Raw genomic sequence first — 26,126 nt, forward strand, 5'->3', positions numbered from 1 at the left:
TATTTATTAATAATTTTATCAAAAGAAAAACTTTCTGAATTAATACAGAAAGTTTTTAGATAGTAAATTATATTTTTTACTTTAAAAATATTTGTTTAAAAAGTCCATTAACTCTTCTTTTCCACTAAATGAATTTTCATATCTTGGGTAGGGATTGTACCAAAATCTATAACAAGCTGTATGAGGAGCAAACCCACTTATAATTTTTTTACTTTTTGTATTTATTAGCAATCTATTATTTTCTAAGGGCTCTGAAGTTTCCCAATATTTATTCATAAGAGCATCCCAAGCTTTTATTGAAACTACAAAAATTGCATCAGGATCAAGAATTCTTATAAGATCCTCAAATACCTCATATGAAACTTTATCATCTAAATTAGTTCTCTTTAAACTCCCTCCAGAAATTTCTGCGGGTCTTTGAAAAAAATTGTAAAATGCAAAATACCTAAATAAATTATCATTAGGTCCACTATCCAAAATAATACCAGAATCTCTCATTGCATGATGAATATATCTATAAAATCTATGCCCACCATCATTCCAATTATTCATTCCAGTGCTTACAATTCCTGCTGTTTCAGTATAATCAACTTCAGACTCTTCATCTACCGGAGATAACCCTAAATCGTTAATTGTGGAGTTATACCAAAGTTCTGGATTTTTTTGAATTGTACTACCTTCTGGGAGATAATGACTTTCTCCAATAATTAAAATTTTTTTGTGTTCTTTCCCATATTGACTACCCACCCAAGGCATCATTTGAGGATATTTTTTGTAGTGAGGAACTTGAATTAATTGTTCTTCAAAACTATTAGAATAATCAATATAATTTCTAATATATGGCATAGTATTTCTCCTTTATACCTGTTTAAAAATATGTAAACAATCTTATTTAGTATACAGCAAGATTCCTAACAAATCCATAAATTTATTTTTTTATAATCTCCTTTAAAATCAACCCTAATTGTTTTCTATAAATATCCATTTCATATCTATATAGTGGCAATTCATACTCCCCATAATTTAATAACTTATCTACATCCTCTTCATTGATATAATATTTATCAGTCTCAAAGTTCCAATTCAACTTAGGGAATGTAGGTATTTCAGGTAAATCTGGAATCATATTTATTAGTATAGGAGTTGAATCAAAAGACTCTTCAATATTATCAGTTGTCGTGCAGCTTATTAAGCCTATCAAGGCGAGAAGAAGAATCATCAGAATCTGCAGTTTTTTTCTTTTTAGGTTTTTCATCTATTTTAACTTTTTTTATTTTATCTTGTACTTCACTTATTTTTTCAAACTCATTTTTAACTTTCTTAACTTGTTTCTTATTTTCTTCAAGCTCTTTCTTTTGAACTTTAATTTTATTAGATTGGTGCTTTGTTATTCCTAACAAGCTAAATATAATGGCGACAATTATTGTAATATAAGTATTCATTTAAGTTTCCTTTCTATTATATCTTTTAATAAAGGTTTCCAAATTTTCATACAGGAAGGAAGTTGTAATAAATAAATTAAAGCTGTGTATAAAATAATGATATAAGGAGTATTGTTAATCTCTTCAAAAATATCACTAATAGAGATTATTTTATAAACAAAAATACTAAACATAATTGATAAAACTAAAGCCAACGATCTTATTTCTAACACACCTGATTTATTTTTTCTGATTACTTTTTTATAAAGTTCCATCAGAAGTCCAATAAAACCTGCATAGACTAAAATTATTATTACTAGATACATTAATTCTCTCCATTATGTTTAAAAAGGGATAAAAAATATTCATCCATTTTCTCTTCTTGATTCTCTGATTCACCATTGATTTCATGATTTCTAAGAGCTTTAAAAATGACCTTATCATTTTCTAACGTCATAACTAAACCTTCCTGAACAAAGGAAAGTTTTTCTTTTATTGTTTTGATATCATCATGAGTTGAATCTTTAAAATCTCTTTTTTTAGTAGCTCTATTCAAAAACCAAATTACTAAACCACCAGAACCAAATATTGATATTATGAGAGTATTAACTACATTCCAATTGTTCATAATTCTTTTCCTCATTAATCAACTCATCATATGGGTAAGAAAGGCCATCTCTTTCAACTAATACCTTTTCACTTGAACCAACTAATTCAATATATCTTTTTATAATTACATCACAATATTTTTCATCAATTTCACAAGTATAACAAACTCTATCAGTTTGTTCACAAGCTATAAGAGTACTACCACTGCCACCAAAGGGGTCTAATACTAAAGTCCCACTCATAGAAGAATTCATAATAGGATATGCTATTAATTGAATAGGTTTCATTGTGGGATGATCAGCATTCTTTTTAGGTTTATCAAACTCCCAAATAGTAGATTCTTTTCTTCCTGTAAACCAATTATGCTTGCCTTTCTTTTTCCAACCATATAAAACGGGCTCATGTTGCCATTGATAAGGGGATCGACCAAGAACAAGAGATTGTTTCTTCCAAATACAAGTCCCTGATAAATAAAAACCAGCATTGTTAAAAGCCTTTCTAAAATTAAGACCTTCAGTATCAGCATGGAATACATAAATGGATGCATCTATTGCCATGCATTTTTCTATATTTTCAAAGGCAGCCAACAGGAAAGAATAGAAAGAATTATTATCCATATTGTCATTTTGAATTTTACCTGCGTTACTTTCATAATTAACATTATATGGAGGGTCGGTTACAACAAGATTTGCTTTTTTTTCACACATTAAATGATTATAAGTTTCTTCTTTTGTGCTATCCCCACAAATGAGCCTATGCTTTCCTAAAGTCCAAACATCGCCTTTTTTACAAATTGGAGGATTTTTCAACTCGTCATCTACATCAAAATCATCATCCTCTAAGCCATCTTTTAAACTATCCTTAAATAAATCATCAATCTCTTCAGTATCAAAACCAGTTAAAAAAACATCAAAATCAGCACCTTCTAAATCAGTTATTAACAATGCTAATTTTTCTTTATCCCAATCACCCGTAACTTTATTCATTGCGATATTTAAAGCTTTTTCTTTTTCGGTATTTAGATTAACGATTACGCAATCAACTTCTTCTTTACCTAAGTTCTTTAATACATTTAATCTTTGATGCCCGGATATAACAGTATTATTGTTTTGCTCATTTACAACAATTAACTCAACATATCCAAACTGTTCAATTGATCTCTTTAATTTTTCATACTCAGCATCCCCAGGTTTTAAATCTTTTCTTGGATTATATTTTGCGGGATTTAATGTATTTATTTTTAATGATTTAATTTCCATATTTTTCAAACATCTCCATTAATTCTTGTGATTTATCAAAATACTCCCAAGTATTATTTTTTATATTATTGAAATGACCATAAGTCGAAGTTTTAGAATATTTAACATTTCTTAGGTCTAAATCATTAATGATTGCGGAAGGTCTTAAATCAAACACATTTAAAATTAAATCTTCTAATTTTGATTCACTAATACTAGATGTACCAAATGTTTTTATTTCCAAAGCTACTGGATAAGCTTTACCAATTGCATAAGAAATGGAAGTTTGACATTTACTTGAAAATCCACATTTCACAATATTCTTTGAAATAGCTCTTGCCATATAAGCTGCTGACCTATCAACTTTGGTTGGATCTTTTCCTGAAAAAGCACCCCCACCATGAGCTGCTAATCCACCATAGGTATCAACTATTATTTTTCTACCAGTTAGTCCTGTATCTGCTGCAGGACCTCCTAACACAAATTTCCCAGAAGGATTAATTAAAATATTTGTATTAATATCAATTGGAAAATCTTCAAAAACTGGATTTATAACTTTTTCAAGTATTTCTTTTTTCAATTCACTAACATATATCTCTTCAATGTGTTGAACTGATACTACTATTGTAGAAACCCTTATAGGAATATCCCCATCATACTCAATACTAACTTGAGCTTTTCCATCAGGACCAATTCCAAAAATTGATAAATCCTTCATACATACATCTAATTTTTTACAAATTGCGTGTGCTTTAACTAAGGATAAAGGTAAAAATTCTTTTGTTTCATTTGTAGCATAGCCAATTACAGTCCCTTGATCTCCAGCACCTAACTCTATTTGTTTTTTTGCTTCAATTTTTCTAACTTCTAGAGCCAAATCAACACCATTAGAAATATCCAAACTTTGATTATGAACATATACTGATATTTTATAATCATTGGGATTATAGCCAACATCCAATAAAACGTCTTTAACAGTATGCTTTATATTAATTCTTTCTTTGCAGGTTATCTCCCCTGCCACAATTATGTGATTCGCAGTTGCTAATACCTCACAAGCAACTCTAGAATTTTTATCTTTTTCTAAACAAGCATCTAGTATTGTATCGGATATTAAATCACATAATTTATCAGGATGCCCTTTGCAAACTGACTCAGATGTCACTAGTTTTTTCATCTTTGAAAAGTTCCTTTTGTTTGATTTTTTTATTTTTTCTTTGAATTAAGAAGTCTCTCCATCAAATCATCTTGAGGGCTAGCTCCCTTAAAATCAGATGAGCTATTTTCTTTTACAAGTTGGAATATCTGAAACCAACATTGGTTAACTTGCTTCATATATTCACGACTCATTGAAACATAAGGAGAAGCAATAGCCGCACCAGTTGTTGGGTGCTTTGCAAGAAAACCAAAATCACTTATAGCTGTCTCGCACTGGATCCATCTTGCAACACTCATAGAATATTGTTCTATTAACTGAGGATTAACTATTTCTTCACACCGCCTAGATTTAAGGTAATTCCAAGTGTCCTTATACACATCTTTTGCACAGAACTCTAGACCACTTTTTTGTAAAGCTAACATGTAATCTTTTACAGGAGGCATTTCTAATCCATTTAAATTTGGAGTATCAGGGAGATCACATACAACAGCAGATTTTCCTTCTGTTATTTTTGTTGCAAGTGCTTTTGGTTTTCTACCAGCACCAACTCTAGCTCCACCTCGATTTGTGCCATCCTTAGCCATCTCTTACCACCTTAAAAATGGGTTTAATACCCCCTTTGAATTCCAATTTTTCTGCGTCATTGCCCCTGTCCGTTGTAAGTCGTTATCCCACAAAGATTTATATACCCCTACCATTTGTTAGTTACCCCACCTATCTCCACGATTAGCATGAAGTCTTGAATGGCAGGATTTGCAAAGAGCCATTAAATTATCCCAATCATTGCTACCACCTTCAGATAAAGGGATAATATGATGAACTTCTTGTGTTGGAGTATTTATCCCACGCTTTTTGCATATCTCACAAACTGGATGTTGTTTCACATAAGCATCTCGTATCCTCTTCCAATGAGGACCATATCTTTTTTTCGTAGCTGGATTTCTTTTATATTTTTCATAATGCTGTCGTGTTAGCTTCTCATGCTCCTCGCAGTACCTTCCATAAGTCAATTTAGGACATCCTGGATATGCACAAGGCTTTTTAGGTTTTCTAGGCATTTCATTTTCCCATAAAAAAAGAACCCAAATTGCTTTAGGTCCTCTTAAATATATTTTTCTAAGTTTAGAATAACTGAAAAAAACTACTGTAATCAACTGTTATTTACTGTAATTTTTATAAAGCCACCCATAAAAAAAGAACCTAAATTAATTCAGGCTCTTCTACATATTTTTCTAATTTTAGAGTAACTAAAAAATACTACTGTAATCAACTGTTATTTACTGTAATTTTTTATTTTTTACCACTCATGCTTTAAAACAATCCACCCTCAATTACTTTAACTGAAATTTTGTTTATACCACTCACCCCTTTATTTCTTTTATGACCAAGTGGCCACGGACACTTATTATTCCTACTCTTTATATATAATAGGGGTATATATACACATATAGTACTATTACCACTATTATATATATATATACTTATTTATATTAATTATTGTCCTCTTGTACCATTAAGTGTTTAAGTAGCTGTTTGATAAGGAATTATATCAATGACAAGTTGAGGGGATAAGAAAAAATGAATTGTCCTATTTTTCTTGTCGTCCACCAAATCAAAAAAACAAAAATTTATGATCATCCAACTCTTTTACTTTTTGGACAGCTTTTTTCAATAAAAGTAATTTAAGAAATGCCTTAATTACTCCTTTAAAAATAATCATTTTTTTTACTTCTAACACAAAATTCTTGAATAGCAAAATAAGTTTTTTAATTATAATAAAATCTTCTAATCCTTACTTTTGACTTAGTTGATTTATGGTGATAATCTTTTTATTCATTGGAGAGTTGTTTATGAAAAGTTTATATAATGTTTTAGAAGATCCAAAAAATAGACTTAATCCATTTTATAATGGTTTTATGTTAATAATAATTTTTATGAGTTTATTAAGTTTATTATTCAAAAATGAATATAAAGTTCTAACTTATATTGATTATATTACAGTTTCCATATTTATAATTGATTATGCATTAAGACTTTTAACATCCAATATTAAACTAAAAAAAGGATTAGCATCTTATCTTCTTTATCCTTTCACTGGATGGGCAATTATAGATTTGTTATCAATTTTACCCTCATTTAATATTTTATCTAATAGTTTTAAAATATTTAGAGTACTAAGACTATCAAAGTTATTCAGAGGACTACGAATATTAAAAATATTCAAAGTTTCAAAACAAGTAAAAATCTTTGTTTCTGTATTCAAAAAAGAAAAAAATGCACTAATTTCCTTTGGATTATTTGCTCTTGGATACATATTTATTACTGCTCTATTAATTTTTAATGTTGAGCCTGATACTTTTAGTAATTTTTTTGATGCAATTTATTGGGCAACAGTTTCATTAACAACTGTTGGATATGGTGATATTTATGCAACATCAGTTATAGGAAGAATAATCACAATGATTTCTTCTTTATTTGGAATTGCTTTAATAGCAATGCCAGCTTCTATAATTACATCTGGGTTATTAGAAGAAATGAATAAAAACCGATAGTTTTTTTAATACAATTAAATAATTAAAATTATTACCTAACAAATATTATTAACTAATAAATACAATTCTTTAATTAAAGGACATACAATATCTTTACATAAAACTTTAGCTATGTGATAGTTTAGATAGTATCATAACAAAAAAAAGGAGAATACGTATGAAGAAAGCAATTTCTTGCTTGCTATTATTATTAGTTAGTGTTAGTTTGTTTGCTGTCCCTCGAGCTTCAGCTTGGGATGGTGTTACTTATGCTATTAAAGATTATCTAGATGATAATGCAAACAACCCCAAAAGTATAAAATATGTAGAATGTAGCCCAATTATGAAGTTAAGCAATGGAGGGTGGGCTCAACGTGTAAAATTCAGAGGGGAAAACGCCTTTGGAGGAACAGTATTAAATGAATACATTTTCCTAATTCAGGGTGACAATAGTAATGCAAAAGTAATCTCAGCAGCTACACCAGAAGATTTCGCACTCGCTTTAACACAAGCAAACGTTTCAGTTATTGCAAGCTATAATTATGATGGTTCTCTGTACAGATAGTTTTGGTTGTTTTGTGAATTTATTGTATGATGCCCTAAATTTACCCATAAAAAACTAATACCGAGATTAAAAATAACAATAGTCTCACAAACAGTGAGGCTTTTTATTTGCCCATTCCAATCTATTGCCAATTGTATAATATTTTTATATCCACTAAAATAATAGATAGGCAACTAAACTTTTGAGGAAAAACTATGAAACATATAAAAGCTACAATATTAATTATTTTATCTTTATTATTTGTATCTTGCCCAGTTTCCAATGCAATACCAAATAATACACAACCTACAGAATCAATAAAACTAGCTAGCTGGAATATTAGGATTTTATCTAATGATAGCCGTGATGATTCAGAACTACAAAAAATTGCTACAATAATAGATAGATATGATATCGTTGCAGTTCAAGAAGTTAGAGATGATGAAGTAATTAATAGATTACTAAATATATTACCTGATAAATGGGATGCTGTAATTTCAAACAAAACAGGTAGGGGCGTAAAAGAACAATACACTTACTTTTATGATTCAAATATTATTCAACCATTGGGAACATATTATCTATTCAGTGATCCTGATGATCTACTAATTAGAGAACCCTTTATTGCTCATTTCAAAGCATCTGATTTTGATTTTACATTAGCAACTATTCATTCAATTTTTGGAGATAGTATAAATGATAGAAGAGCTGAAATAATGAAGATGGATGATATAATTGATTTAGTAGATACTGCAAATGGAAGTGAATCTGATATTATCTTACTAGGAGACTTTAACATGCCAGCAGATGATTATAGCTGGGATATGGGAAGGTATCATAATCTAATACAACCTACATTAAAAACAACAATAACTGATACTAGTAGCTACGATAATTTTTGGATTAACTCTGGTACTTGGAACAGAGAGTATAATTCCTTTTATGAAATGTACAAATTTGATGAATTGTTATTTTCTAATGATGATGACCAAGCAAGCCTAGAAGTGTCAGACCATCGACCTATATCAGCTACATTTACCACAAATCTAGGAGATGATGATTTAACAGGAAACTGGACTAAAACCACAGGGTTTACAGCAATAGGAGGTTCTTCAGGATATCCTACAACAGGTGATATTAGAATATATAGTGTTGTAAAAACCCCAACTGAAAATGAGTCAGTAACACTTAAAAATTACGACTCAGTTGATATAGATATAAGTGATTGGACACTTGGTGATAAAAACGACCCAACATCACATAATTTCAGCAATGGTACAATTATCAAAGCTGGAGAAACTTTATTTCTAAATCATTCAACTCTAGGCTTTGGAATTAATGACACTGGTGAAATATTATATCTAAAAGATGGCTCTGGTGCTGATGTTGATATTTGGCCATAATATATATATTAAATATAGAAATAAAATAACACTCTAAAATAATATTAACTATATATACAAGAACAATGCTAATAAAATAGATTTGTAAATAAACATCAATTATGCTATTCTAACAGAAGTTTAACAAGGAGAATTACATGGCTCAATTAGATAATATCTATATAAAAGGGTTTAAATCAATTAAAGAATTAAAAGATTTCCCTTTGAATAATATTAATATAATTATTGGTGCTAATGGCTCAGGAAAAAGTAATTTTTTAGAAATATTTAAGTTTTTAAGAGCAACCATGCAAATGTCATTACCTGGTTTTTTAGATACTGATTTGAAGAAATATGTTCAAGATTATGGTAGTGCAAGTGATTTTTTGCATGAGGGGCCTGAGACTGCAGAAGAAATAATTTTTCAAATGATTTTTGGTTGTAATGGCTATAGAATTGAATTTAGACCAACCCAAGACGATTTACTTAGAATAGACAAAGAATTAACATATTATAATGGATCAATGTATAATCGATGGTCACCATTATCTAGTTCTGTTGATGGGTATACACCCTATTTATTAACTGAAAAAGACTTAAGTGGGGCCACAGCACGTCATGGTATCGGCTATCATGTTTATAATTCTATTGAAAAATGGCAAATGTATCATTTCCATGATACAGGGAGATTAGCTCCGGTAAAAAGAGTGCAAAGTATTTTTGATAATGAATTCTTACGTTTTGATGGTTCAAATTTAGCAAGTTATTTATATAAATTGCAAAATGATAAAAATCCAATATTCGATAAAATAGCAAGTGTTGTTAAATTAATAGCACCTTTCTTTGATGGATTTCATTTAATACCAGATAAAAATGATAATATTAGATTATTATGGAAACAGAAAAAAATAGATATACCGATGAAACCCCAATCTTTGTCTGATGGAACTTTGAGATTTATTTGTTTAGCAACGGTATTATTACAACCTATTCATCCTGAAACAATTATTATTGATGAACCAGAATTAGGTCTTCATCCACAAGCTATTTCAATGCTTGCAGAATTAATTAAAGGGAGAGCTCAAGATACGCAAATAATTATTGCTACTCAATCACCTGAATTAATCAGTTATTTTGAACCTAAAGATATTATTGTAGCAGATAGGGAAAATAATCAATCAACTTTTAAGCGTTTAAACAATTCAGAATATGATAATTGGCTTAAGGAATATACACTAGGAGAATTATGGAAAAACAATATCTTATCTGGAGGACCTAAGTATGAGTAATATATTTATTATTTGTGAAGGACCAACAGAAAAAATATTTGTTGAACGGCTATTAGCTCCATATGTTTTTAAAAAAAATAGTAATGTATATTTAACCCCTATATTGATTGGTCAAACAAACCATAAAGGTGGGGATGTTAGATATGAAAGATTTCTTAGAAATTATAAAAATTTAAGAACTCCAAATTGCTATATTTCAACATTATTTGATTACTTTAGAATCGATTCAGAGTGGCCAGGTATAGAAGATATCAATATACGAAAACAAAGTGGAGCAAATTTATCAAAAGAAGATATATTGAATATTTTAAGTGCAAATACAAAAAGTAAAATTGAAGCAGATTTAGGTATCACTTGTGATAATTTTATACCAAATTTTGAAATGCATGAATTTGAAGCATTATTATTTTCAGATGTAAAAAAACTAAGTGAGAATTTACCTTATAATAAAAATAATGAAAAATATTTTTCAGAAATTCTGAACAATTATAATGGAGACCCTGAGTTAATAAATACAACTACAGCTCCATCAAAAGTAATTTTAAACAAAGTATCAAGTTTCAAAAAAACAGTTGATGGAATTGATATTGCAGAAAAAATTGGCATTGAAAAAATGAGACAAAAATGTTCTTGCTTTAATACTTGGGTAAGTATATTGATTGATTCAAATAAATAGATTTTTCATTTTTAATAATTTCTTAATAAACAAATATAAAGAAATAGCCTCGCAAAAGTGAGGCCTATTTTATATTTTCACTAAATTCATTGCTTTTCGATGCAAATAATACACATGATCCTGAGATACATTAAGTCTTATGGCTATTCCCTGCCAACTCAAATATTCAAGATATCTCATCTCTAGTATTGTCTCACAGGAAATATTGTTTATAGCTTTAATAGCACTCTCAATTTCTTTTTTTAAACCAATAAGCTTTATAATTTCTTTATTTATATAATCTTCTAATTCCATTATCTTTAATAAAGTTTTTTCCATTCTTGATTTTTCAATAGAACTACAATTTGGCATATCTGAAATGGATGGAGTTACATATATTGCATGAGCTCTTAAATACTGTAATTGATTTTCTTTAGATTTAATTTGTCTCTCTAAATAAAAAGCCCTAGATAAAAATTCTTTATTTGTCATTTAGTATGTTCTCCTTTTTTAATATTCTACTTACATCGTTAATTTCACATAGGAATTCAAACCAATCACTTTCAAAAAAGGTCTCTATCTCCTTCTTTGTTTTAATTGCATCTTCATAAGTTGGATTGCTATCCAGCTGCCTTAAAGCCCTTTTATAATCTTCTACAGCTCTAACTGTAATTGCTGCCACTAGAAGTCTATATGCTCTCATTTAGAACTCCTTTTATATCAGCTTTTACAGCATCAATTAGTGCTGATTGAACTTTCTCTTTACTTGACAGCGCAGTTAATATCTTCTCATCTATTGTTTCCTTGGTAACAATATGTTGAATAACTACAATATTTGATTTTTGACCTTGTCTATATAATCTTGCATTAGTTTGTTGATATAATTCTAAGCTCCAGGGAATAGAAAACCAAACTAGGTTATAACCACCAAATTGAAGGTTCAATCCATGACCTGCGGAAGCAGGATGAATTAGTCCAATTTGCAATTCACCTTTATTCCATTTTTCAATATCCTCTGCTTTATAAAGAGTTGAATAGTTTAATTTAATCTTAGATAATCTATGAATTATTCTCTCTAGATCATGTTGAAACCAATATGCTACTAAAATCGGATTCCCATTAGCTGCTTCTATAATATCTTCAAGTGCATCAAGTTTTCTATCATGAATGCTAATTATATTTTTATCATCATTATAAATAGCACCACTCGCCATTTGTGATAATTTACCACTAAGACTTGCAGCATTGGCAGCAGTTATTTCAACATCTTTTAACTCAATCAATAACTTCTTTTTCATATCCTTATAGATTTTTGTTTCTTGAGAATTCAAATGTACTTGAAAGGTTGTATTAATTAAATCAGGCATAGTTAGATAATCTTCAGCTTTCATTGATATTGTAATATCATCAATTGCTTTATAGATTCTTTCTTCTGCCCCTTCTCTGAGTGAATAACTATATATTATTTGACCATTCCTCTTATCAGGAACAAAGTATTCATTCCTAAAAGCAGTTATAAACTTGCCTAGTCTCTTTCCCATATCTAGTAATTTAAATTGAGCCCAAAGATCCATTAAACCATTACTAGCAGGAGTTCCAGTAAGTCCAACAATCCTATCAACTTTTGGTCTTACATTCATTAGAGATTTAAATCTTTTAGCTTGATGGTTTTTAAAAGATGATAATTCATCAATTACAACCATGTCATAATCAAACTTTATTTCATTAATTAACCATTGGACATTTTCTCGATTTATAATATACAAATCAGCTTTTTTATTTAAAGCATTAAGCCTTTCATCCAAAGTCCCAACAACAATAGAATAGGATATTTCGTTTATATGATCCCATTTTATTATTTCAGCTGGCCAGGTATCTCTAGCTACTCGTAATGGAGCAATTATTAATACTTTATGAACTAAAAAATAATCAAAAAGTAAATTATCTATGGCTGTAAGAGTAATCACAGTTTTGCCTAAACCCATTTCAAGTAGAACAGCTGCAATGTTATTTTGCTCTATAAAATCTATAGCATAAGCTTGATATTTATGAGGTATATATTTCATTTAATATTTCCTTAATTTGTTTTTTTGAATCAAGAACATAAACCTTAAACCCTAATTTTCTTAATAATTTATGTCTTGAGATTTGAATTGGTCTTGGTTTTTCACCTTCTCTTTTAACTTCAACGAAGGCTAATTTACCCCCTGGAAGAAGCACCAATCTATCAGGCACACCAACAAAGCCAGGACTAGTAAACTTAAGAGCTTGACCTCTCATTCTTTTAGTTTCATTAACTAATTGTTTTTCAATATCTTTTTCTAACATTTTGCAGGTTGAAGTCTTTTATAGAATCTTTGACGACCATAGATAGGAAAATTAGTTCTACCACTTTTTTCCCAGCCCTCAATCTTTTTCATAATACTTGCGATTGCATAGGAATCAGACATTCTCAAATCTGAAGGGTTTTTACCTAAACATTCACTCCATATTTCAAGATTGCATACTTTATCACGAAGAACGCCTCCCCCATTGTTAAAACCAGCTAAATAATCTCTTCTTTGTCCAATATCAAACTCATCCCATTTTTCAGGAATTGGTGTATCAAGATAAGCTCTAATTAACCCTTCTCTTTCATCAGTTTCCATAGCATCACCTTGATAAGACTGAGCAAGAGTTGCAACTTCGCCTTCAAGAAATAAATTCTCTCCAATAAAATAAAAGATAAGAGCTTCAGCCCAAATTTGTGCAATAATATCCTCACTTAAATGCCAGGGTTTCTTTATGCAATCTCCTGTTACTGTAATTGGCCAAAATCTTCTATTACCTGTTATATCTCTTAAAAAGCCATCTTGTGCATTAGTAGTTCCAACAATAACACATTGTCTAAGATGGCTTTCTACATTAACTCCATAGCTTGGTCGATACTTATCATCATTACGGGAAATAAAAGATTTAACACTTTCAATATCAACTTTTCTCATACCAGCTAATTCACCGAGTTCTAAAATCCAATAACCCTGTAGTTTTTCAGGACCTGATTTATCTTTCATGTCAGTTAAAGTTAAACTATCAGAAAACCATTTTCCTCCGAGTTTAGAAAAGAGAGTCGATTTACCAATCCCCTGAGGACCATTTAAAATTGGAACACTATCAAATTTAATTCCTGGTTCAAAAACTCTTGCAACTGCAGCTATTAAGGTTTTCCTTGCTACGGCTCTTGTATAAAGTGAATCATCCGCTCCAAGATAATCGATAAATAAAGTTTCTATTCTCTCAATGCCATCCCACTTGGGTAAGTTAACAAAATAATTTTTAACTGGATGAAAAGCTCTTTCATCTGCTACTGCGATTAATGCATCTTTTAGTTTAATTGGTGAATAAATATTATAGACTTTTGATAGATATACTTTCAGATGAGAAAAGTGAGTATCACTCCAACCAGGTTTTTTCTGCTCCCAGGGGACATTCCCTACGACCTCAATTGAATTACTCAAAATATTAAATTTAATATTTATTAGTTTTTTATCATTTCTCAATATTAAAACAAAATTATCTAAGGTTTCTAAAATTTTACCACTTTTATTTATTTCAAGATTTTTATACCAATCATCGCTATCATCAAATTCAAGGCCCGCATCTTCTATTTTTTCTTTTGTAATTATTTTTTTAACTTTTTCATCATTAATTGCAAAGCTATTCATTTCAACAAACGAAGGATTTTTTGTATTTAAATCATCAATAGCATTGTCTAAGTGTCCAAATTTATGAATTCTAACTAAATCAAATGCATTTAATAATTTATTACAAGCTGGATCACTTGCATGATGAGAGAAGGAAAACTTATTATCATAAATAATAACACCAGCACTGGAATCAGCTGGAATATAATCATATCTACCTTCTACAATTGAAGGTTCATAAACCTCCGGAATAAACTTAGCTATTGCTTCTTCAATTCCATAGGCTCTACAAAAAGCTCCCACTATTCCTTTCTTCTCTAACGGATCTTCTTGCTTTTTACTTGATGGTTTATAAACAGAGCTTTCTCTACTAGAAGTTGGAAGAAGAGTACAATCTCTCCAGTTAGGAAAAGCAGCTAAAAACAAATCAGGATTTAACCATTCTTTATTAACTTCTTTAAATATGAATTCACCATTAGATGGAGTTGTAGGCCAATACATTAATTGATGAGGTCTATAAGAACATTCATCAAACATATCAATACCTAGGATATTAGTAAAATGTCTAGAGATAGCTGTATATTCATCAGAAGTTACATCCCGAGTTAATGGTATAATAATTCTACATCTAGGGGATACAGGTTGATGTGAGTGAGTTGTATAAAGAGCTGCTCTATACTCACAAAGATTTTCAAAGTTAGCTATTAACTCAGTTGATGCATTGTCAGCATCAAGAGTTAACATAGACCTACTTACTATATTTTCTCTTCTTCTACTATTATCTTTTAATAGACCACCAACAAATCCACCTTTATCTTTTATTCTGTCTTTTTCTCTCTTAGGTAGATTTGGGTACTCTTCTTGAGTTTCAGTGGTTCTAATAGTTGTTTTTAATTTTTCACAAAGTTCTTCAAAACTAATAGTCTTATTAGACCATTTCTTTGCAAAACAACTGTTCCCATATGCAATAGGTAAATCTCGCATATTACACTCCTCGGTTAATTGATTGAGGACAATACTGTTCCTCTATCTATCAACGAAAAAGCGTACCCTTTATTAAAAAATAATATTTTGATAGTTTAGTTAAAAAAAATATTATATAATAACAATAATGGAGGATTTTAAAATGAAAAAAATACTAATTTTAGTTGGAGTTATTTCACTATTTATATCAATTTATTTTTTCTATGAAAGCTATGATAAATTTAACAATTATATAAATAGTGATACTTACAGCATTATTAATAAGAATGTATATGTTGGTGGGGATGCATACAATTATATTATAAATAGTAATTATTTCACTGGTTTTAATATTCTTGGAGTAGGTTCAGTACTTTTAAGTTTTATTTGTTTTGGTTTTGCTCACGTTAGTTATCAACAAGATAGAAACATAGAGGAATTAAAGAAAATAAATGGCAAAATTAAAGAATAATTAGTATGAATATATAAAACAATTTCAATTAAAAAGAATATTATGGAAGAGCATACACTAGTAAAAATCGCAAAAAACAGATTTGCAAATTTAGAAGAAACATCAGTACATTTAGTCGATGAAAATAATATAAATACATTTCTTAATGATCTTAATAATTATCCCCATGCGTATGTATTAGCTTGTCTTATGGATAGGCAAATCAAAGCAGAAAGAGCCTGGAAAATCCCATGGGTAATAAAAGAAGAGTTAAAAACATTTGATTTGGATATTTTAGAAAAACAATCATTAAATTTCTATGTTAATTTATTTAATGAAAAGTCTTTACATAGATTCAACAATGATATGGCAAAAGTTTTTTATTTAGCTATTCATAAAATTGCAAAAGATTATAGAGGAGATGCAGCCAAGATTTGGAATAACAAGCCAAGTAGTGCAGCCGTAGTATATCGTTTTTTACAATTTGAAGGTTGTGGCATAAAAATTGCCACTATGGCCACAAACATATTAGCAAGACAATTTTTGATTCCATTTTCAGATTATTATTCAATTGATATTTCGCCAGATGTCCATATAAAAAGAGTTTTAAAGAGAACTGGTTTAGTTTCGAAAAATGTCACAAATGAATCCATAATATATAAAGCAAGAGAATTAAATCCAGATTTTCCAGGAATTATTGATTTCTCTTGCTGGGAAATTGGAAGAGATTTTTGTCGACCAAAGAATCCAAATTGTTCAGAATGCCCAATAAATAAGGAATGTTTAAAAATATTATAATTCATGATAAAAGAAATTAAGATAAAAAATAAATTAAAGAAAGCTTTATAATCAGTGAAACTAAGCCTTAAAAGATTGTGAAATAAAATAACATTCAGCGAGCTTATGAACTATTATAAATAAACATTTAAAGGCTTCCATTATCGTAAAATCAAACTCATTTTATTGTAGCTATTTCTTTGTATTATAAAGAAATAAATCAAAATATAACTGGATATATATCCTTTCTAGAGTTACTATGTAAACATAAGGAAGGATATAAAAATGAAAAAAGAAATTGAAAAAATTGCAAAAGATGAACTACATGTTGAAACACTAGAAACAAGAAATAGTGATAGCCTAGACTTTTATGACTGCTCAATTTGGAGCATTAAAGAAGCCCTAGAAAAAGCCTATAAAGCAGGCCAAGCTTCAGTTTCAACAAAAGCCTAGCCTTTAAATTTTTACAGTTCATTGCAAAAGTTATCAAAATACCTAATAGTATATTTTTTAACTTTTGCTCTCTCTATCTCTTTTTTCATTCCTTCACTTATATAATTTCCAAAAACCCATATTTCTGAACATCTGTCCATTAGAATATTTCCAAATAATAAACCTAATTTTCTTTCACTCGTATTATTATCATTTAATATTTGGGGATACAGTAAATGTGGTGCAATAGGCATATATCCTTTATTAATTGCAAATCTACTATATTTCTTTGCATTAATTATATTATTTTCAATTTCTCCAGCATAAGAGGAGCAAATATATACAATTGGATAGTAGTGATTTTTCAAAGCTAAGTATGGAGTTAAATCCAAGTAACCTTCTTTATTATATTTATCCATGATTAATCCTTTTTATAAAATTCTGTTTCATATGCGTCTGCATTTAATAGCAAGCCTTTAGCCCAAGGAGGTGTTATTGTCATTATTTGAATAATTTCTTTAATACTTATTTCTTTTGAAGCTTCAATGACTACCTCATCGTGAATATGCATACAAATCTTATATTTCGATAAATTCTTCATTGCATAACACAAAATATCCCTACTTGTAGCCTGGACAATGTTCTCCACAATTTTAGGGCCATAAGTATTAATTCGACTCCAAGATTTTGTTGAATCAATTCCTTCATAGGTAATACATTCCCCTCCAAACTGGTTAATTCCAATTCGAGGTTTTATATATGAAAGGGTTCTGTTTGACGGAAGTTTTATAAAAAGAATTCCACTTTGATAAAAAAACTTTATTCCATAAGTTGTAACCGATGTTTTTTCTTTTACAGCTCTTTTTGCAGCATTATCAACAGCCCACCAAAATTTAACAATTTCAGGATTAGCAACTCTCCATGCATCTACTAAAGGTTTTAGTTCATCTTCTTTTATACCTAGTTCAATAGCACCCATAGCTTTTAAAGCACCGACAGATCCGCCATATCCACAATTATGAACTAGATGGTTCGATACGGTAAAACGATGATATCTTCCGGCATCTCGTATGTCATAAACTCTAGTTATTTTTCTATGTTTATCTGTAGTATTTTTTGGTAACTTTGATATACCACTTCTTATTAGATGTAATCCTTTGGTGGCTGCTTCAATAAATTGTATTGGCTCCGATTCCCCTTCAACCCATACTTGATGTTCTTCTGTTGCTTTAAGTCCTTCATATTCTATTACCTCTTTTATCCCTTTATAAATAACTCCTTTATGATTTACCCAGGATTCACCATCCCATAACTTTTCAGCAGTTGTAATTTTCTCAATTGGAATCAAACCTTTGTCGGTAAGAACAAGTTCACCTTCTGCAATACAAGCCAGCTCAGCCTGCTTACCTTTCTGTCTTAGATGACCATTTATTCCATGTTTTTCAACAGGGACTTTAAACATCTTTGATGCAGATGCACAATAAATATCTCCTCCATTTTTAAAAACATCTAATCTCCATTTCTCATTAGCAAACCAAGCTATAACTCGTGCTTCTATAGCTGAATAGTCAGCTACTATAAATCTTTTATTCCTACCAGCAATAAAAGCTGTTCTGATTAGTTGAGATAAAGTATCTGGGATATCTTCATATAAAAGCTTTAAAGCATCTGTATTATTATCTTTAACAAGCTCTCTAGCTTCTTGTAAATCTTCTAGTTTATTTTGGGGTAAATTTTGTAATTGAATGTTTCTCCCTGAGTTGCCTGTTACCCAAACTTTGCCACCTCTTCTAACAAGAAAATAACCTGTCTTTGTTACAGCACAATAAACCTTTCCAACAAATAGTCCTTTTTGAGGTTTTGAGATAATCCTATGGTTATTACCAGGAGATAACCAAATACTCAGTACATAAGAATCACTCCAATTGGGAGTTTTAATTGGATTTCTTTTTCTTATTTTTAAGATTGCAGTTCTGCCACTCATATGAGCTAAAGCTTGTACAATATCAGCATTTTGTTTATTTGTTGTTGAATACTGAATACTGTTAGGGGCTGGTTTATATCCATCCCAATAAGGTAATTCATCAAAAAAGATATCAGGGTTTTCATCTAATAACCAAAACCCAAATGTCTTATCTCTAAATTGTCTCAACCACAAAGGAACAGCTCTAGCAGGGATATCAATATTATAAACTTTTGTACGTTCATAGTAATTACTTGAAAAAGAGATATCTGCTTTTCTTAATAAAGTTTTACATCTTTCAACTTTTCTTATTTTTTTAAATCTAAATCTTACAGCACCATCATTTGTATAATGTCCATCAGCTTGAGTCATGATAAGAACCCTAATCCAATTAGGGTTAGCACATCCTCTGTGATATCTATATCCATGCATTGGAATACAAGGACTAGTTTTACTCATCTCTTCAACAGTCATATCTTGCCAATTGTCTGAATAAGATCTTTTAACTCTCATTTTATGATCAGGAGTACTGCATTGATCTATTCTAGAATCAAAATAAGTATACATATACCCAGAGTAATCAAATTCTACTTTTTCGACTTCTTGAAAAGAAATAGCTTCAGAACTAGCATTCCAACATGCAATAGCACTTGAATCCCATTCATCAAATCTCTGCCAACCTGTTCTAGTTAAAACTTGATGATCTCCTGTTAAGCAAAATCGTCCAGTCCTATTTGCACCATAGAATTGAAACATCCCTCTTGCCCTATTATCAGCACAAACAGTATTTTGCATTGCTTGATATTTTTTTATAGAAGATTTCGATAATTGAAGCCTTAACTCTAATATTTCTTTAAGATGAGGTGGTGCTTTTTCAATTAATGCCTTTACTTCTTTTTTACCTAAGGATTCAACCTTTAACCCATTCTCATTTAGCCAATTTTTCATTTGAACTACAGAGTTTGGATTTTCAAGTTCAGTTATATTTATCATTTTATTTGTAATTTCAATTTTAGATTTAGCATCAATTTCAATGGCATTTTGTACAAATTCCATATCAAGTAAAACACCAGTATCATTTATTAATTGATCCACATGATATTCATCCCAAACAAAATCAGGAAGAGGAAATTTAGATAATATATTTTTTATACCTAATTCAACCTCTACATCTCTAATATTGTATTTTACAAAATTCTCCCACTTCTCTATATCATCTGTTGGATAATTTCTAGTTCTACCTTCATTCTTTATTGTAGGTTTGCATGGAATACAAAAATATCTTATTAATTCTTTCCCTTCTTTCAACTTCTGCTTATCTAAACCTAAAACAGCACCAGCTCCTTCCAAAGATAAAGGAAGTCCAAGATATGCAGACCATATCATGGTACATCTCCAGGAAGTTGGGGATAAATATTTCCCTGTAGGATACCCTAGATACTTAGAAAGACAAATTCTTTCAAACATTGCATTAAATGCCCATTTAATTACTTTATCATCTTGAATAGCTGATATTATTTCTAAGGGTATTTTTTCACCCCTTGCAAAATCTACAACTTGAACTGCTTCACCATTTATTGAGTATGCAAATAGTAAAATTTCAAAATCATCTGATTCACAATACTTATAAACACCTGATTTATAAAGATTAATAGATGAATATGTCTCTAGATCACAAGATAGTGTTTTAATTTGATTTTTATAATTAATCATTAACGCCTCCTATCTATGGTCGAAAAAGAGTACCCCTAAATAACAAAGGCCACACCTTAAGTGCAGCCCAACAATATTTTTTTTACTTAACTATGCTAAAAAGTCATCTTCCTCATCAGTAGCAAAATCACTCTCAGCTGAGGCTTTACTACCTAAAGGCTCACCATCTCTAATTAATTGAAGATTTTGAAGCCCACAAGCAATACCTTTATTCCCATTAGAATTAAAAGCATAAAAAGTAATTGAAGCTCTTCCATATACTCCTGAATACACAGCAGACCTATCAAATATAGGATTACAATCAACATCTACAATACCAGGTGCTGTTGCACTATTTGCATTTATGAAATAGGAATTCTCATAAGCCTTATCATCAGGTCTTTCAATGTCTCCATCTCTCAAAGGAGTCTTAATTAATTCTAATTTTGGAAGGGACTTACCATTGCCTCTTAATTTTGCTTCACCTTCTTTGTATGCAGCTGCAATTGCAGACTTTACTTTATTTATTGTAGTTGTATCAGATTTTGGAATAATAAGTGAAACTGAATATTTTGGTGTTCCACCATTAATTGATTTTGGCTCCCATACTGTAGCGTAGGACCATCTTGTTTCTTTCCCTGTAATTACTTTTGTTGGATTTACTAATTTTGACATTTACTTTTCCTCCGTGTCATTTTTAAAATCATTTATTTCTAGTGCTGGTCTTTTATCACTTTCCAGCGCAAGTGTAGGTTTTCCTTTTGGTTTATAAATATATTGTTTTAAAAGCTCTTCAAATTTTGACTTGCCTAATAATTTGGTCATTGCAGTAATTCCTAAAACCTTATGCTCATAAGGGTCTAAGCCTTCATTTTTGACAGTTTCTATTACGGCGTTTTCATCTAAATATTTTCTATTGGATCTTCCTTCAACTAATTTAAATCCCTTAAGGGTGCCACCTCCACTTAACACCGAAAAAGCGTACCCCTGAATATCTGAAATCCAAGAACTTATTTCATCAACCTGCTTTAAAATTTCGATTACTTCCTCATCAGAAATTAAAGGAGGTTTCTTAAAATCATAAGCTGATAACTGCATATTCTTTTCAGCTCTTTTTCTACAAGTAGCTTTTATTTTGCAAAATCTACACCAGGAGCCAGCTTGCATTTCACCTTTACCCTCATATGCTAATAAAGCTCTAGGCTTTAGATACTCATTAGCCCATTGCTTAATTTGACTTGCTGTTATTGATGAAGTGCTAATATTTGAAAGTCTTGGCTGAAATATTGTCATATTTATATTTTCAATCTCATAGATACTTTCAAACATATCTAAGGCACCTAAGGCATATAACATCATTTGAGTATTGTTCTCTGCTGTTACTTCAATACCTTTTCCATATTTAAAATCAATAATATGAAGAGTTTTATTTGCAATAATTAAGCAGTCCCCTGTTCCTGAGCAATCAGGGACATAATTACTAATATCAAGCCTTTGCTCAGTTATAATAACTGGATCGTTATCTTTCTCCGATTGATATGCTTCAAGAACAAATAGCATATATTCTTCTGCAGATTGCTCCATCTCTTCATCATAAAAGGATAAATTTTCAATTGGGCTTTCTACCTTTAAACCTAAGGCATTATTCACCTTATATTCACAAAGAGTATGTGCATCAGTACCCTCTCTTGCATAAACACTTGTTTCATCATTAATGTTTTCAGTAAGTCTTGCTGAAGGTGGACATTCTAACCATCTTTTAGAAGAAGATGGGGATAATAGGGAATGTTTACTCATTACCTAACCTCTTTATATCTCTTAAAAAGCTAGGATAGTATTCTTCTTTCAAGTCCTCTAAACAAGTTGCACTATGATATTTATATATTTCATCAAATTTATTTGAAAAAGCTTTTTTCTTATCCAACTCATCTTTTATCATTTTAAGAGTAGTTCCTAAGCAAGAGGCTTCTTCAAGAAGAAGTTGATAATTCTTGGGTTTTATTTCTGATAATTTATCAGCACCATATTTTATTAATAAATCTCTTACTTGTTTTGTATAACCTTCTCTAGATTTAGCAACTAGAACTTTTCTAACATCTTCTAGTTTTAAAATTGGTTTTTCAACTTCTTCTTTTATTTGAAGATTAGTTACTTTAACTGTACTTTCAACTGATTCTTTAGAGTCAATAAGGTTATTTAACAAGCCAACACATAACTCGAATAATTTATTTGTTTCATTTAAAATATTAATTAGCTGTTCTCTAGTTTGCATTTAATAACTCTCCTTCAATCTCTTTTATTTCAATTGCTTGAATTGATTTTCCAGGTTTTAAAATCAAAACTTGGCTATAATCACCAAATAAAAAGTGTAAGAACCTATTTGAAATTCGCTTAAATCGGCTACTTAGCACACTTTGATTCTTTCCATTAGCTTCTGCTACATTAATTTGTACTTTATGAATCATGTACTTCTCCTTAATTATTACTGGATTTAATCCAGGAGGAGAGTTACCCCCTCCTCTATCCATCACCGAAAAGGAGTACCCCTTTGAAAATAAAATTGTATTATTTCTACAAATCACCATATTTTTCTTGATATAATTTTCTTATTTTTGTATGCATTTTTCGAATTCTGCTTCTAGCTGCTTCAGGACTTATATTGAGTTTTTTTGCAATGTCAACAATTTTAAAACCTTCACATAACAAATACCAAAGGTCCTGTTGACTTTCTATTAACAAGGGGACAAGAGGTTTTACTTTATCACTTAATATTGTAGGCTTTGCTTCTGGGAATAATATCCCTTCAACTGAAGAAGTTTTATCTTTAATACTATCTATTGGGGAATCAAAAAAATTTGAAGGGTACAAGTGATATTGATTTTGATGGTAATCAAATAATGGATCATGCGCTTCTATTGCATATCTTTCAGATAAACGATCCCTCTTATCCATTTCTTTTAATATTGTTACTAGCTCATTATTTTCATTAGTATCAATTTCATAACGAGTCCCATCAACTAATTGATAAACATACTTTGGTTCATTTTTTGACTTTGATTTTCTTTGATTTGCCATCTTTTTCTCCACCTGCGATGGAGAAAGGCACCAAAGACAAATAGCCAATGAAAAGCAATCGTCTTCAATGGATTACATCCATCTCAGACTGCTCACCTTCCGTTGGCTAACAGTTAAATAATTTTAGATATAAGAAGCCGGAATAGCTCTGCAGATGACCAACTCATATCCTTATGTAGTAACACTACAATTGAGATATTAATATTTATCTGAGGACTTGTGTTGGACTTCGTATGTCCGAATAAAAGTTGAATTTTAATAGAGAAAAAAAGCTTTTAAGCTTATTTAAGCTTAAAAATAAAGAAAAAAACGGACTTTATAAGTCTAAAAAATTTAAAAAATAATTGTCTAATGACATATACGTTATTATTTTTAATTAACTTAGGAGGAAGGATGACAAAAGGACCCTCATTTAAAAATTTCATAATTAAAAACTATTCAACAAAAATAAATAATTATGTTGAAAAATACTTCTTAAATAACAAAAAATGTATAAAATCAAATAAATTAATTAAAATATTAAATATAGAATACGATGCTTCAGAAATAATCAAAGTTGGAGTAAATGACTTACCAGGAAAAGATATTTCTTTTGATATAATCGTTAAATCCTGTTTTTGGGCATATGGAACATCAAAGTACAGTGACGAGGATGAAGAGGAAATTCATCAATGGTTTACAATAAAGGGGACAGGAAGTGTTTCTGATAAGCTAAAGAATATTCAATTTCTTGAAATTTACACCTATGATGAACAATCTATAAGCAATAATAAATTATCTGATGATTTAGTACCTTTAATAAAAAAAACACAACTAGATGATATAGCAAATGCTTTTTTAAAAAAATATCAACCAGATACCCTCAATGAACCAAAAGCTATAAATCCTTTTTCTATAGCAGAGAAAATGGGTTTAACGATAGAACAACATAAGCTTTCTAATGATTGCTCAATTTTTGGTTCAATTTTATTTGAGGAGTGCTCTTTAAACATTTGGGATAATAATAAAGCGCAAACAAAAGAGTTTAAGCAAGGTACAATTCTTGTTGATCCCTCTGTATTTTACCTTAGAAATTTAGGCTCTTTTAACAATACGATTATTCATGAATGTATTCATTGGGAGTTACACAAAAAAGCTTTTGAATTTGAAAAAATATATAATAAAGATTTAAATAAAATTGCTTGTTTTGTAGATGGAAAAATTGAAACTTCAAATACAAAAGAATCATATATTGAATGGCAAGCTAATGAAATAACACCAAGAGTTCAAGCTCCAAGAGAAATGTTAATTAAAAAATTTAGGGAATATAGTAATAAATATGATTCAATTTCTTCTAGTAGTTTAATTTTAGATTCAATAGAAAATATAATAGATGATCTTTCTAGTTTTTTTAACATTTCAAGACAATCAGCTAAGATTAGATTAATAGAATGTGGATATAATATTGCACGAGGAGCCTTTAATTATATAGATAATAAATATATTAAGCCCTTTGCTTATAATGAAAAAGCTTTATTAGAGAATCAAACCTTTTCTATTGGACTTGAAGATTTAATTATTGAAGCAATGAAAAATCCTAATTTAAATAAATTAATTGAGAAAGGTAAATTGATTTATACTAATTCATTTCTATGTTTAAATGATTCAAAATATATAGAAAAAAGCACTCAAGAATTAACCGAATATGCAAGATTAAATGTTGATGAATGTTGCTTAAAATTTGATATAAATACAAGTAATTCAAGTAAAGGAAAAACATTATCAAAAAAATGTATACTATGCAGAGATATAAATTCAGGAGTTAAGTATAAAGTAGAATTTGATGAAAAAGTAAACAATAATATTGTCTTGCAATCTCAAGCAATAATAGAAAGTGAGAGTTATATTAATGATGGGTTGGATTGCATTTATAATTGTTTATCTAAATCTCTTAAAGCCCTTATGAAATGGGTAAATATTTCAGAGAGAAAATTAGCTGACAAATCTGAAGTGTCTGAAAAAACAATACAAAGAATTAGAACTGGAGAAAGTGCTTCTCCAACTTTAGAAACAATGGTTGCATTGTGTATTGGAATGGACCTCCCCTATGAGGTAAGTCTAGCTTTTATTGAAAAAGCTGGATTAACTCTCATTGGTAATACTTCTGAAAAATTATTATTCAAATTTTTCTTAAAGGATGGATGTAGTTATGATATTTATAAATGTGATAAAATACTAAAAGCAGAAGGGTTTAAAGGGTTTATAAGAGAATAATTTTACAAA

Annotated in this window: 30 protein-coding genes; 9 read left to right on the forward strand and 21 right to left on the reverse strand. The window is 29.8% G+C overall.

The genetic code is table 11. The features are described from left to right. Positions 1 to 81: 81 nt before the first annotated feature. From ACZ5RS_RS14650 to ACZ5RS_RS14690, 9 genes are all read right to left on the reverse strand, one after another. Positions 82 to 846: a hypothetical protein gene (locus tag ACZ5RS_RS14650; protein WP_464636674.1), complete on the reverse strand. Its 765-nt coding sequence runs from the start codon at positions 844 to 846 to the stop codon at positions 82 to 84. 82 nt (positions 847 to 928) lie between these two features. Beyond that, positions 929 to 1,219, reverse strand: a complete 291-nt coding sequence (locus ACZ5RS_RS14655) for a hypothetical protein (RefSeq protein ID WP_464636675.1) — start codon at positions 1,217 to 1,219, stop codon at positions 929 to 931. Continuing rightward, the gene (locus ACZ5RS_RS14660) at positions 1,170 to 1,442 is read right to left on the reverse strand and encodes a hypothetical protein (RefSeq protein ID WP_464636677.1); all 273 of its coding nucleotides are present in this window, start codon (positions 1,440 to 1,442) and stop codon (positions 1,170 to 1,172) included. Before ACZ5RS_RS14660 ends, ACZ5RS_RS14655 begins: the two co-directional genes overlap by 50 nt. Further along, on the reverse strand, positions 1,439 to 1,747 hold the full coding sequence (locus tag ACZ5RS_RS14665; protein ID WP_464636678.1) for a hypothetical protein: 309 nt from the start codon (positions 1,745 to 1,747) through the stop codon (positions 1,439 to 1,441). Before ACZ5RS_RS14665 ends, ACZ5RS_RS14660 begins: the two co-directional genes overlap by 4 nt. After that, positions 1,747 to 2,049: a hypothetical protein gene (locus tag ACZ5RS_RS14670; protein WP_464636680.1), complete on the reverse strand. Its 303-nt coding sequence runs from the start codon at positions 2,047 to 2,049 to the stop codon at positions 1,747 to 1,749. The genes ACZ5RS_RS14665 and ACZ5RS_RS14670 overlap by 1 nt, the downstream gene beginning before the upstream one ends. After that, positions 2,027 to 3,289: a site-specific DNA-methyltransferase gene (locus ACZ5RS_RS14675; RefSeq protein WP_464636681.1), complete on the reverse strand. Its 1,263-nt coding sequence runs from the start codon at positions 3,287 to 3,289 to the stop codon at positions 2,027 to 2,029. Before ACZ5RS_RS14675 ends, ACZ5RS_RS14670 begins: the two co-directional genes overlap by 23 nt. After that, positions 3,279 to 4,445 carry a methionine adenosyltransferase gene (gene metK, locus ACZ5RS_RS14680; protein WP_464636683.1) on the reverse strand — a complete coding sequence of 389 codons (1,167 nt, stop codon included), beginning with the start codon at positions 4,443 to 4,445 and terminating at the stop codon, positions 3,279 to 3,281. The genes ACZ5RS_RS14675 and metK overlap by 11 nt, the downstream gene beginning before the upstream one ends. Positions 4,446 to 4,474: 29 nt before the next feature. Then, on the reverse strand, positions 4,475 to 5,011 hold the full coding sequence (locus ACZ5RS_RS14685; protein WP_464636685.1) for a P27 family phage terminase small subunit: 537 nt from the start codon (positions 5,009 to 5,011) through the stop codon (positions 4,475 to 4,477). Between the two features lie 117 nt (positions 5,012 to 5,128). After that, positions 5,129 to 5,581, reverse strand: coding sequence for an HNH endonuclease (locus tag ACZ5RS_RS14690; protein WP_464636686.1), 453 nt, complete (start codon positions 5,579 to 5,581; stop codon positions 5,129 to 5,131). Between the two features lie 696 nt (positions 5,582 to 6,277). Here ACZ5RS_RS14690 and ACZ5RS_RS14695 point away from each other — a divergent pair. The 5 genes from ACZ5RS_RS14695 to ACZ5RS_RS14715 all read left to right on the forward strand — a co-directional run bounded on the left by ACZ5RS_RS14695 (position 6,278) and on the right by ACZ5RS_RS14715 (position 10,849). After that, entirely contained in the window at positions 6,278 to 6,979 is a 702-nt protein-coding gene (locus ACZ5RS_RS14695) for an ion transporter (protein ID WP_464636688.1), read from the forward strand. A gap of 157 nt (positions 6,980 to 7,136) precedes the next feature. Further along, complete coding sequence (locus ACZ5RS_RS14700) at positions 7,137 to 7,523, forward strand: hypothetical protein (RefSeq protein WP_464636689.1); 387 nt, start codon at positions 7,137 to 7,139, stop codon at positions 7,521 to 7,523. Positions 7,524 to 7,717: 194 nt separating this feature from the next. After that, positions 7,718 to 8,905: a lamin tail domain-containing protein gene (locus ACZ5RS_RS14705; protein ID WP_464636691.1), complete on the forward strand. Its 1,188-nt coding sequence runs from the start codon at positions 7,718 to 7,720 to the stop codon at positions 8,903 to 8,905. A 137-nt stretch (positions 8,906 to 9,042) separates the two neighbouring features. Continuing rightward, on the forward strand, positions 9,043 to 10,173 hold the full coding sequence (locus ACZ5RS_RS14710; protein ID WP_464636693.1) for an AAA family ATPase: 1,131 nt from the start codon (positions 9,043 to 9,045) through the stop codon (positions 10,171 to 10,173). Further along, entirely contained in the window at positions 10,166 to 10,849 is a 684-nt protein-coding gene (locus tag ACZ5RS_RS14715) for a DUF4276 family protein (protein WP_464636694.1), read from the forward strand. The genes ACZ5RS_RS14710 and ACZ5RS_RS14715 overlap by 8 nt, the downstream gene beginning before the upstream one ends. Positions 10,850 to 10,918: 69 nt before the next feature. Here the strand turns inward: ACZ5RS_RS14715 and ACZ5RS_RS14720 are convergent, their stop codons facing one another. Genes ACZ5RS_RS14720 through ACZ5RS_RS14740 form a run of 5 tightly spaced genes read right to left on the reverse strand, consistent with a single transcriptional unit; the run spans position 10,919 to position 15,495 of the window. After that, positions 10,919 to 11,320 (reverse strand): DUF1492 domain-containing protein, encoded by a 402-nt coding sequence (locus ACZ5RS_RS14720; RefSeq protein ID WP_464636696.1) that lies wholly within the window; start codon positions 11,318 to 11,320, stop codon positions 10,919 to 10,921. Then, the gene (locus ACZ5RS_RS14725) at positions 11,310 to 11,531 is read right to left on the reverse strand and encodes a hypothetical protein (protein ID WP_464636698.1); all 222 of its coding nucleotides are present in this window, start codon (positions 11,529 to 11,531) and stop codon (positions 11,310 to 11,312) included. Before ACZ5RS_RS14725 ends, ACZ5RS_RS14720 begins: the two co-directional genes overlap by 11 nt. After that, positions 11,518 to 12,894 (reverse strand): SNF2-related protein, encoded by a 1,377-nt coding sequence (locus ACZ5RS_RS14730; RefSeq protein WP_464636699.1) that lies wholly within the window; start codon positions 12,892 to 12,894, stop codon positions 11,518 to 11,520. The genes ACZ5RS_RS14725 and ACZ5RS_RS14730 overlap by 14 nt, the downstream gene beginning before the upstream one ends. Beyond that, on the reverse strand, positions 12,875 to 13,156 hold the full coding sequence (locus ACZ5RS_RS14735; RefSeq protein WP_464636610.1) for a PDDEXK family nuclease: 282 nt from the start codon (positions 13,154 to 13,156) through the stop codon (positions 12,875 to 12,877). Before ACZ5RS_RS14735 ends, ACZ5RS_RS14730 begins: the two co-directional genes overlap by 20 nt. Further along, positions 13,150 to 15,495, reverse strand: coding sequence for a virulence-associated E family protein (locus ACZ5RS_RS14740; RefSeq protein ID WP_464636701.1), 2,346 nt, complete (start codon positions 15,493 to 15,495; stop codon positions 13,150 to 13,152). Before ACZ5RS_RS14740 ends, ACZ5RS_RS14735 begins: the two co-directional genes overlap by 7 nt. Positions 15,496 to 15,637: 142 nt before the next feature. Between ACZ5RS_RS14740 and ACZ5RS_RS14745 the strand changes: the two genes are divergently transcribed. From ACZ5RS_RS14745 to ACZ5RS_RS14755, 3 genes are all read left to right on the forward strand, one after another. Next, positions 15,638 to 15,946, forward strand: a complete 309-nt coding sequence (locus ACZ5RS_RS14745) for a hypothetical protein (RefSeq protein WP_464636703.1) — start codon at positions 15,638 to 15,640, stop codon at positions 15,944 to 15,946. A gap of 42 nt (positions 15,947 to 15,988) precedes the next feature. Continuing rightward, complete coding sequence (locus ACZ5RS_RS14750) at positions 15,989 to 16,723, forward strand: hypothetical protein (protein ID WP_464636705.1); 735 nt, start codon at positions 15,989 to 15,991, stop codon at positions 16,721 to 16,723. 264 nt (positions 16,724 to 16,987) lie between these two features. After that, positions 16,988 to 17,155, forward strand: a complete 168-nt coding sequence (locus ACZ5RS_RS14755; protein ID WP_464636706.1) for a DUF6900 domain-containing protein — start codon at positions 16,988 to 16,990, stop codon at positions 17,153 to 17,155. An 11-nt stretch (positions 17,156 to 17,166) separates the two neighbouring features. Here ACZ5RS_RS14755 and ACZ5RS_RS14760 read toward each other — a convergent pair whose 3' ends face one another. From ACZ5RS_RS14760 to ACZ5RS_RS14790, 7 genes are all read right to left on the reverse strand, one after another. After that, positions 17,167 to 17,553 carry a DUF7768 domain-containing protein gene (locus tag ACZ5RS_RS14760; RefSeq protein WP_464636708.1) on the reverse strand — a complete coding sequence of 129 codons (387 nt, stop codon included), beginning with the start codon at positions 17,551 to 17,553 and terminating at the stop codon, positions 17,167 to 17,169. Positions 17,554 to 17,555: 2 nt separating this feature from the next. Then, positions 17,556 to 20,810 carry a DNA polymerase gene (locus ACZ5RS_RS14765; RefSeq protein ID WP_464636710.1) on the reverse strand — a complete coding sequence of 1,085 codons (3,255 nt, stop codon included), beginning with the start codon at positions 20,808 to 20,810 and terminating at the stop codon, positions 17,556 to 17,558. Positions 20,811 to 20,900: 90 nt separating this feature from the next. Beyond that, positions 20,901 to 21,464, reverse strand: a complete 564-nt coding sequence (locus ACZ5RS_RS14770; RefSeq protein WP_464636712.1) for a DUF2815 family protein — start codon at positions 21,462 to 21,464, stop codon at positions 20,901 to 20,903. Then, positions 21,465 to 22,586 carry a DUF2800 domain-containing protein gene (locus tag ACZ5RS_RS14775; protein ID WP_464636713.1) on the reverse strand — a complete coding sequence of 374 codons (1,122 nt, stop codon included), beginning with the start codon at positions 22,584 to 22,586 and terminating at the stop codon, positions 21,465 to 21,467. Further along, the gene (locus ACZ5RS_RS14780; RefSeq protein ID WP_464636715.1) at positions 22,579 to 23,061 is read right to left on the reverse strand and encodes a hypothetical protein; all 483 of its coding nucleotides are present in this window, start codon (positions 23,059 to 23,061) and stop codon (positions 22,579 to 22,581) included. The genes ACZ5RS_RS14775 and ACZ5RS_RS14780 overlap by 8 nt, the downstream gene beginning before the upstream one ends. Next, positions 23,051 to 23,254: a hypothetical protein gene (locus ACZ5RS_RS14785; RefSeq protein WP_464636717.1), complete on the reverse strand. Its 204-nt coding sequence runs from the start codon at positions 23,252 to 23,254 to the stop codon at positions 23,051 to 23,053. The genes ACZ5RS_RS14780 and ACZ5RS_RS14785 overlap by 11 nt, the downstream gene beginning before the upstream one ends. 106 nt (positions 23,255 to 23,360) lie before the next feature. Beyond that, a complete protein-coding gene (locus tag ACZ5RS_RS14790) occupies positions 23,361 to 23,864 on the reverse strand; it encodes a helix-turn-helix transcriptional regulator (protein ID WP_464636719.1) in 504 nt (167 codons plus the stop codon). 393 nt (positions 23,865 to 24,257) lie between these two features. Here ACZ5RS_RS14790 and ACZ5RS_RS14795 point away from each other — a divergent pair, with 393 nt between their 5' ends. Then, positions 24,258 to 26,117, forward strand: a complete 1,860-nt coding sequence (locus tag ACZ5RS_RS14795) for a helix-turn-helix domain-containing protein (RefSeq protein ID WP_464636720.1) — start codon at positions 24,258 to 24,260, stop codon at positions 26,115 to 26,117. Positions 26,118 to 26,126 lie beyond the last annotated feature (9 nt).

Source organism: Pleomorphochaeta caudata, assembly GCF_055395745.1.

Coding starts and splice junctions, on each gene's coding strand:
- ACZ5RS_RS14650 (WP_464636674.1), bottom strand. CDS start 846: ATGCCATATATTAGAAATTATATTGATTATTCTAATAGTTTTGAAGAA.
- ACZ5RS_RS14655 (WP_464636675.1), bottom strand. CDS start 1,219: ATGATTCTTCTTCTCGCCTTGATAGGCTTAATAAGCTGCACGACAACT.
- ACZ5RS_RS14660 (WP_464636677.1), bottom strand. CDS start 1,442: ATGAATACTTATATTACAATAATTGTCGCCATTATATTTAGCTTGTTA.
- ACZ5RS_RS14665 (WP_464636678.1), bottom strand. CDS start 1,747: ATGTATCTAGTAATAATAATTTTAGTCTATGCAGGTTTTATTGGACTT.
- ACZ5RS_RS14670 (WP_464636680.1), bottom strand. CDS start 2,049: ATGAACAATTGGAATGTAGTTAATACTCTCATAATATCAATATTTGGT.
- ACZ5RS_RS14675 (WP_464636681.1), bottom strand. CDS start 3,289: ATGGAAATTAAATCATTAAAAATAAATACATTAAATCCCGCAAAATAT.
- metK (WP_464636683.1), bottom strand. CDS start 4,445: ATGAAAAAACTAGTGACATCTGAGTCAGTTTGCAAAGGGCATCCTGAT.
- ACZ5RS_RS14685 (WP_464636685.1), bottom strand. CDS start 5,011: ATGGCTAAGGATGGCACAAATCGAGGTGGAGCTAGAGTTGGTGCTGGT.
- ACZ5RS_RS14695 (WP_464636688.1), top strand. CDS start 6,278: ATGAAAAGTTTATATAATGTTTTAGAAGATCCAAAAAATAGACTTAAT.
- ACZ5RS_RS14700 (WP_464636689.1), top strand. CDS start 7,137: ATGAAGAAAGCAATTTCTTGCTTGCTATTATTATTAGTTAGTGTTAGT.
- ACZ5RS_RS14705 (WP_464636691.1), top strand. CDS start 7,718: ATGAAACATATAAAAGCTACAATATTAATTATTTTATCTTTATTATTT.
- ACZ5RS_RS14710 (WP_464636693.1), top strand. CDS start 9,043: ATGGCTCAATTAGATAATATCTATATAAAAGGGTTTAAATCAATTAAA.
- ACZ5RS_RS14715 (WP_464636694.1), top strand. CDS start 10,166: ATGAGTAATATATTTATTATTTGTGAAGGACCAACAGAAAAAATATTT.
- ACZ5RS_RS14720 (WP_464636696.1), bottom strand. CDS start 11,320: ATGACAAATAAAGAATTTTTATCTAGGGCTTTTTATTTAGAGAGACAA.
- ACZ5RS_RS14725 (WP_464636698.1), bottom strand. CDS start 11,531: ATGAGAGCATATAGACTTCTAGTGGCAGCAATTACAGTTAGAGCTGTA.
- ACZ5RS_RS14730 (WP_464636699.1), bottom strand. CDS start 12,894: ATGAAATATATACCTCATAAATATCAAGCTTATGCTATAGATTTTATA.
- ACZ5RS_RS14735 (WP_464636610.1), bottom strand. CDS start 13,156: ATGTTAGAAAAAGATATTGAAAAACAATTAGTTAATGAAACTAAAAGA.
- ACZ5RS_RS14740 (WP_464636701.1), bottom strand. CDS start 15,495: ATGCGAGATTTACCTATTGCATATGGGAACAGTTGTTTTGCAAAGAAA.
- ACZ5RS_RS14745 (WP_464636703.1), top strand. CDS start 15,638: ATGAAAAAAATACTAATTTTAGTTGGAGTTATTTCACTATTTATATCA.
- ACZ5RS_RS14750 (WP_464636705.1), top strand. CDS start 15,989: ATGGAAGAGCATACACTAGTAAAAATCGCAAAAAACAGATTTGCAAAT.
- ACZ5RS_RS14755 (WP_464636706.1), top strand. CDS start 16,988: ATGAAAAAAGAAATTGAAAAAATTGCAAAAGATGAACTACATGTTGAA.
- ACZ5RS_RS14760 (WP_464636708.1), bottom strand. CDS start 17,553: ATGGATAAATATAATAAAGAAGGTTACTTGGATTTAACTCCATACTTA.
- ACZ5RS_RS14765 (WP_464636710.1), bottom strand. CDS start 20,810: ATGATTAATTATAAAAATCAAATTAAAACACTATCTTGTGATCTAGAG.
- ACZ5RS_RS14770 (WP_464636712.1), bottom strand. CDS start 21,464: ATGTCAAAATTAGTAAATCCAACAAAAGTAATTACAGGGAAAGAAACA.
- ACZ5RS_RS14775 (WP_464636713.1), bottom strand. CDS start 22,586: ATGAGTAAACATTCCCTATTATCCCCATCTTCTTCTAAAAGATGGTTA.
- ACZ5RS_RS14780 (WP_464636715.1), bottom strand. CDS start 23,061: ATGCAAACTAGAGAACAGCTAATTAATATTTTAAATGAAACAAATAAA.
- ACZ5RS_RS14785 (WP_464636717.1), bottom strand. CDS start 23,254: ATGATTCATAAAGTACAAATTAATGTAGCAGAAGCTAATGGAAAGAAT.
- ACZ5RS_RS14790 (WP_464636719.1), bottom strand. CDS start 23,864: ATGGCAAATCAAAGAAAATCAAAGTCAAAAAATGAACCAAAGTATGTT.
- ACZ5RS_RS14795 (WP_464636720.1), top strand. CDS start 24,258: ATGACAAAAGGACCCTCATTTAAAAATTTCATAATTAAAAACTATTCA.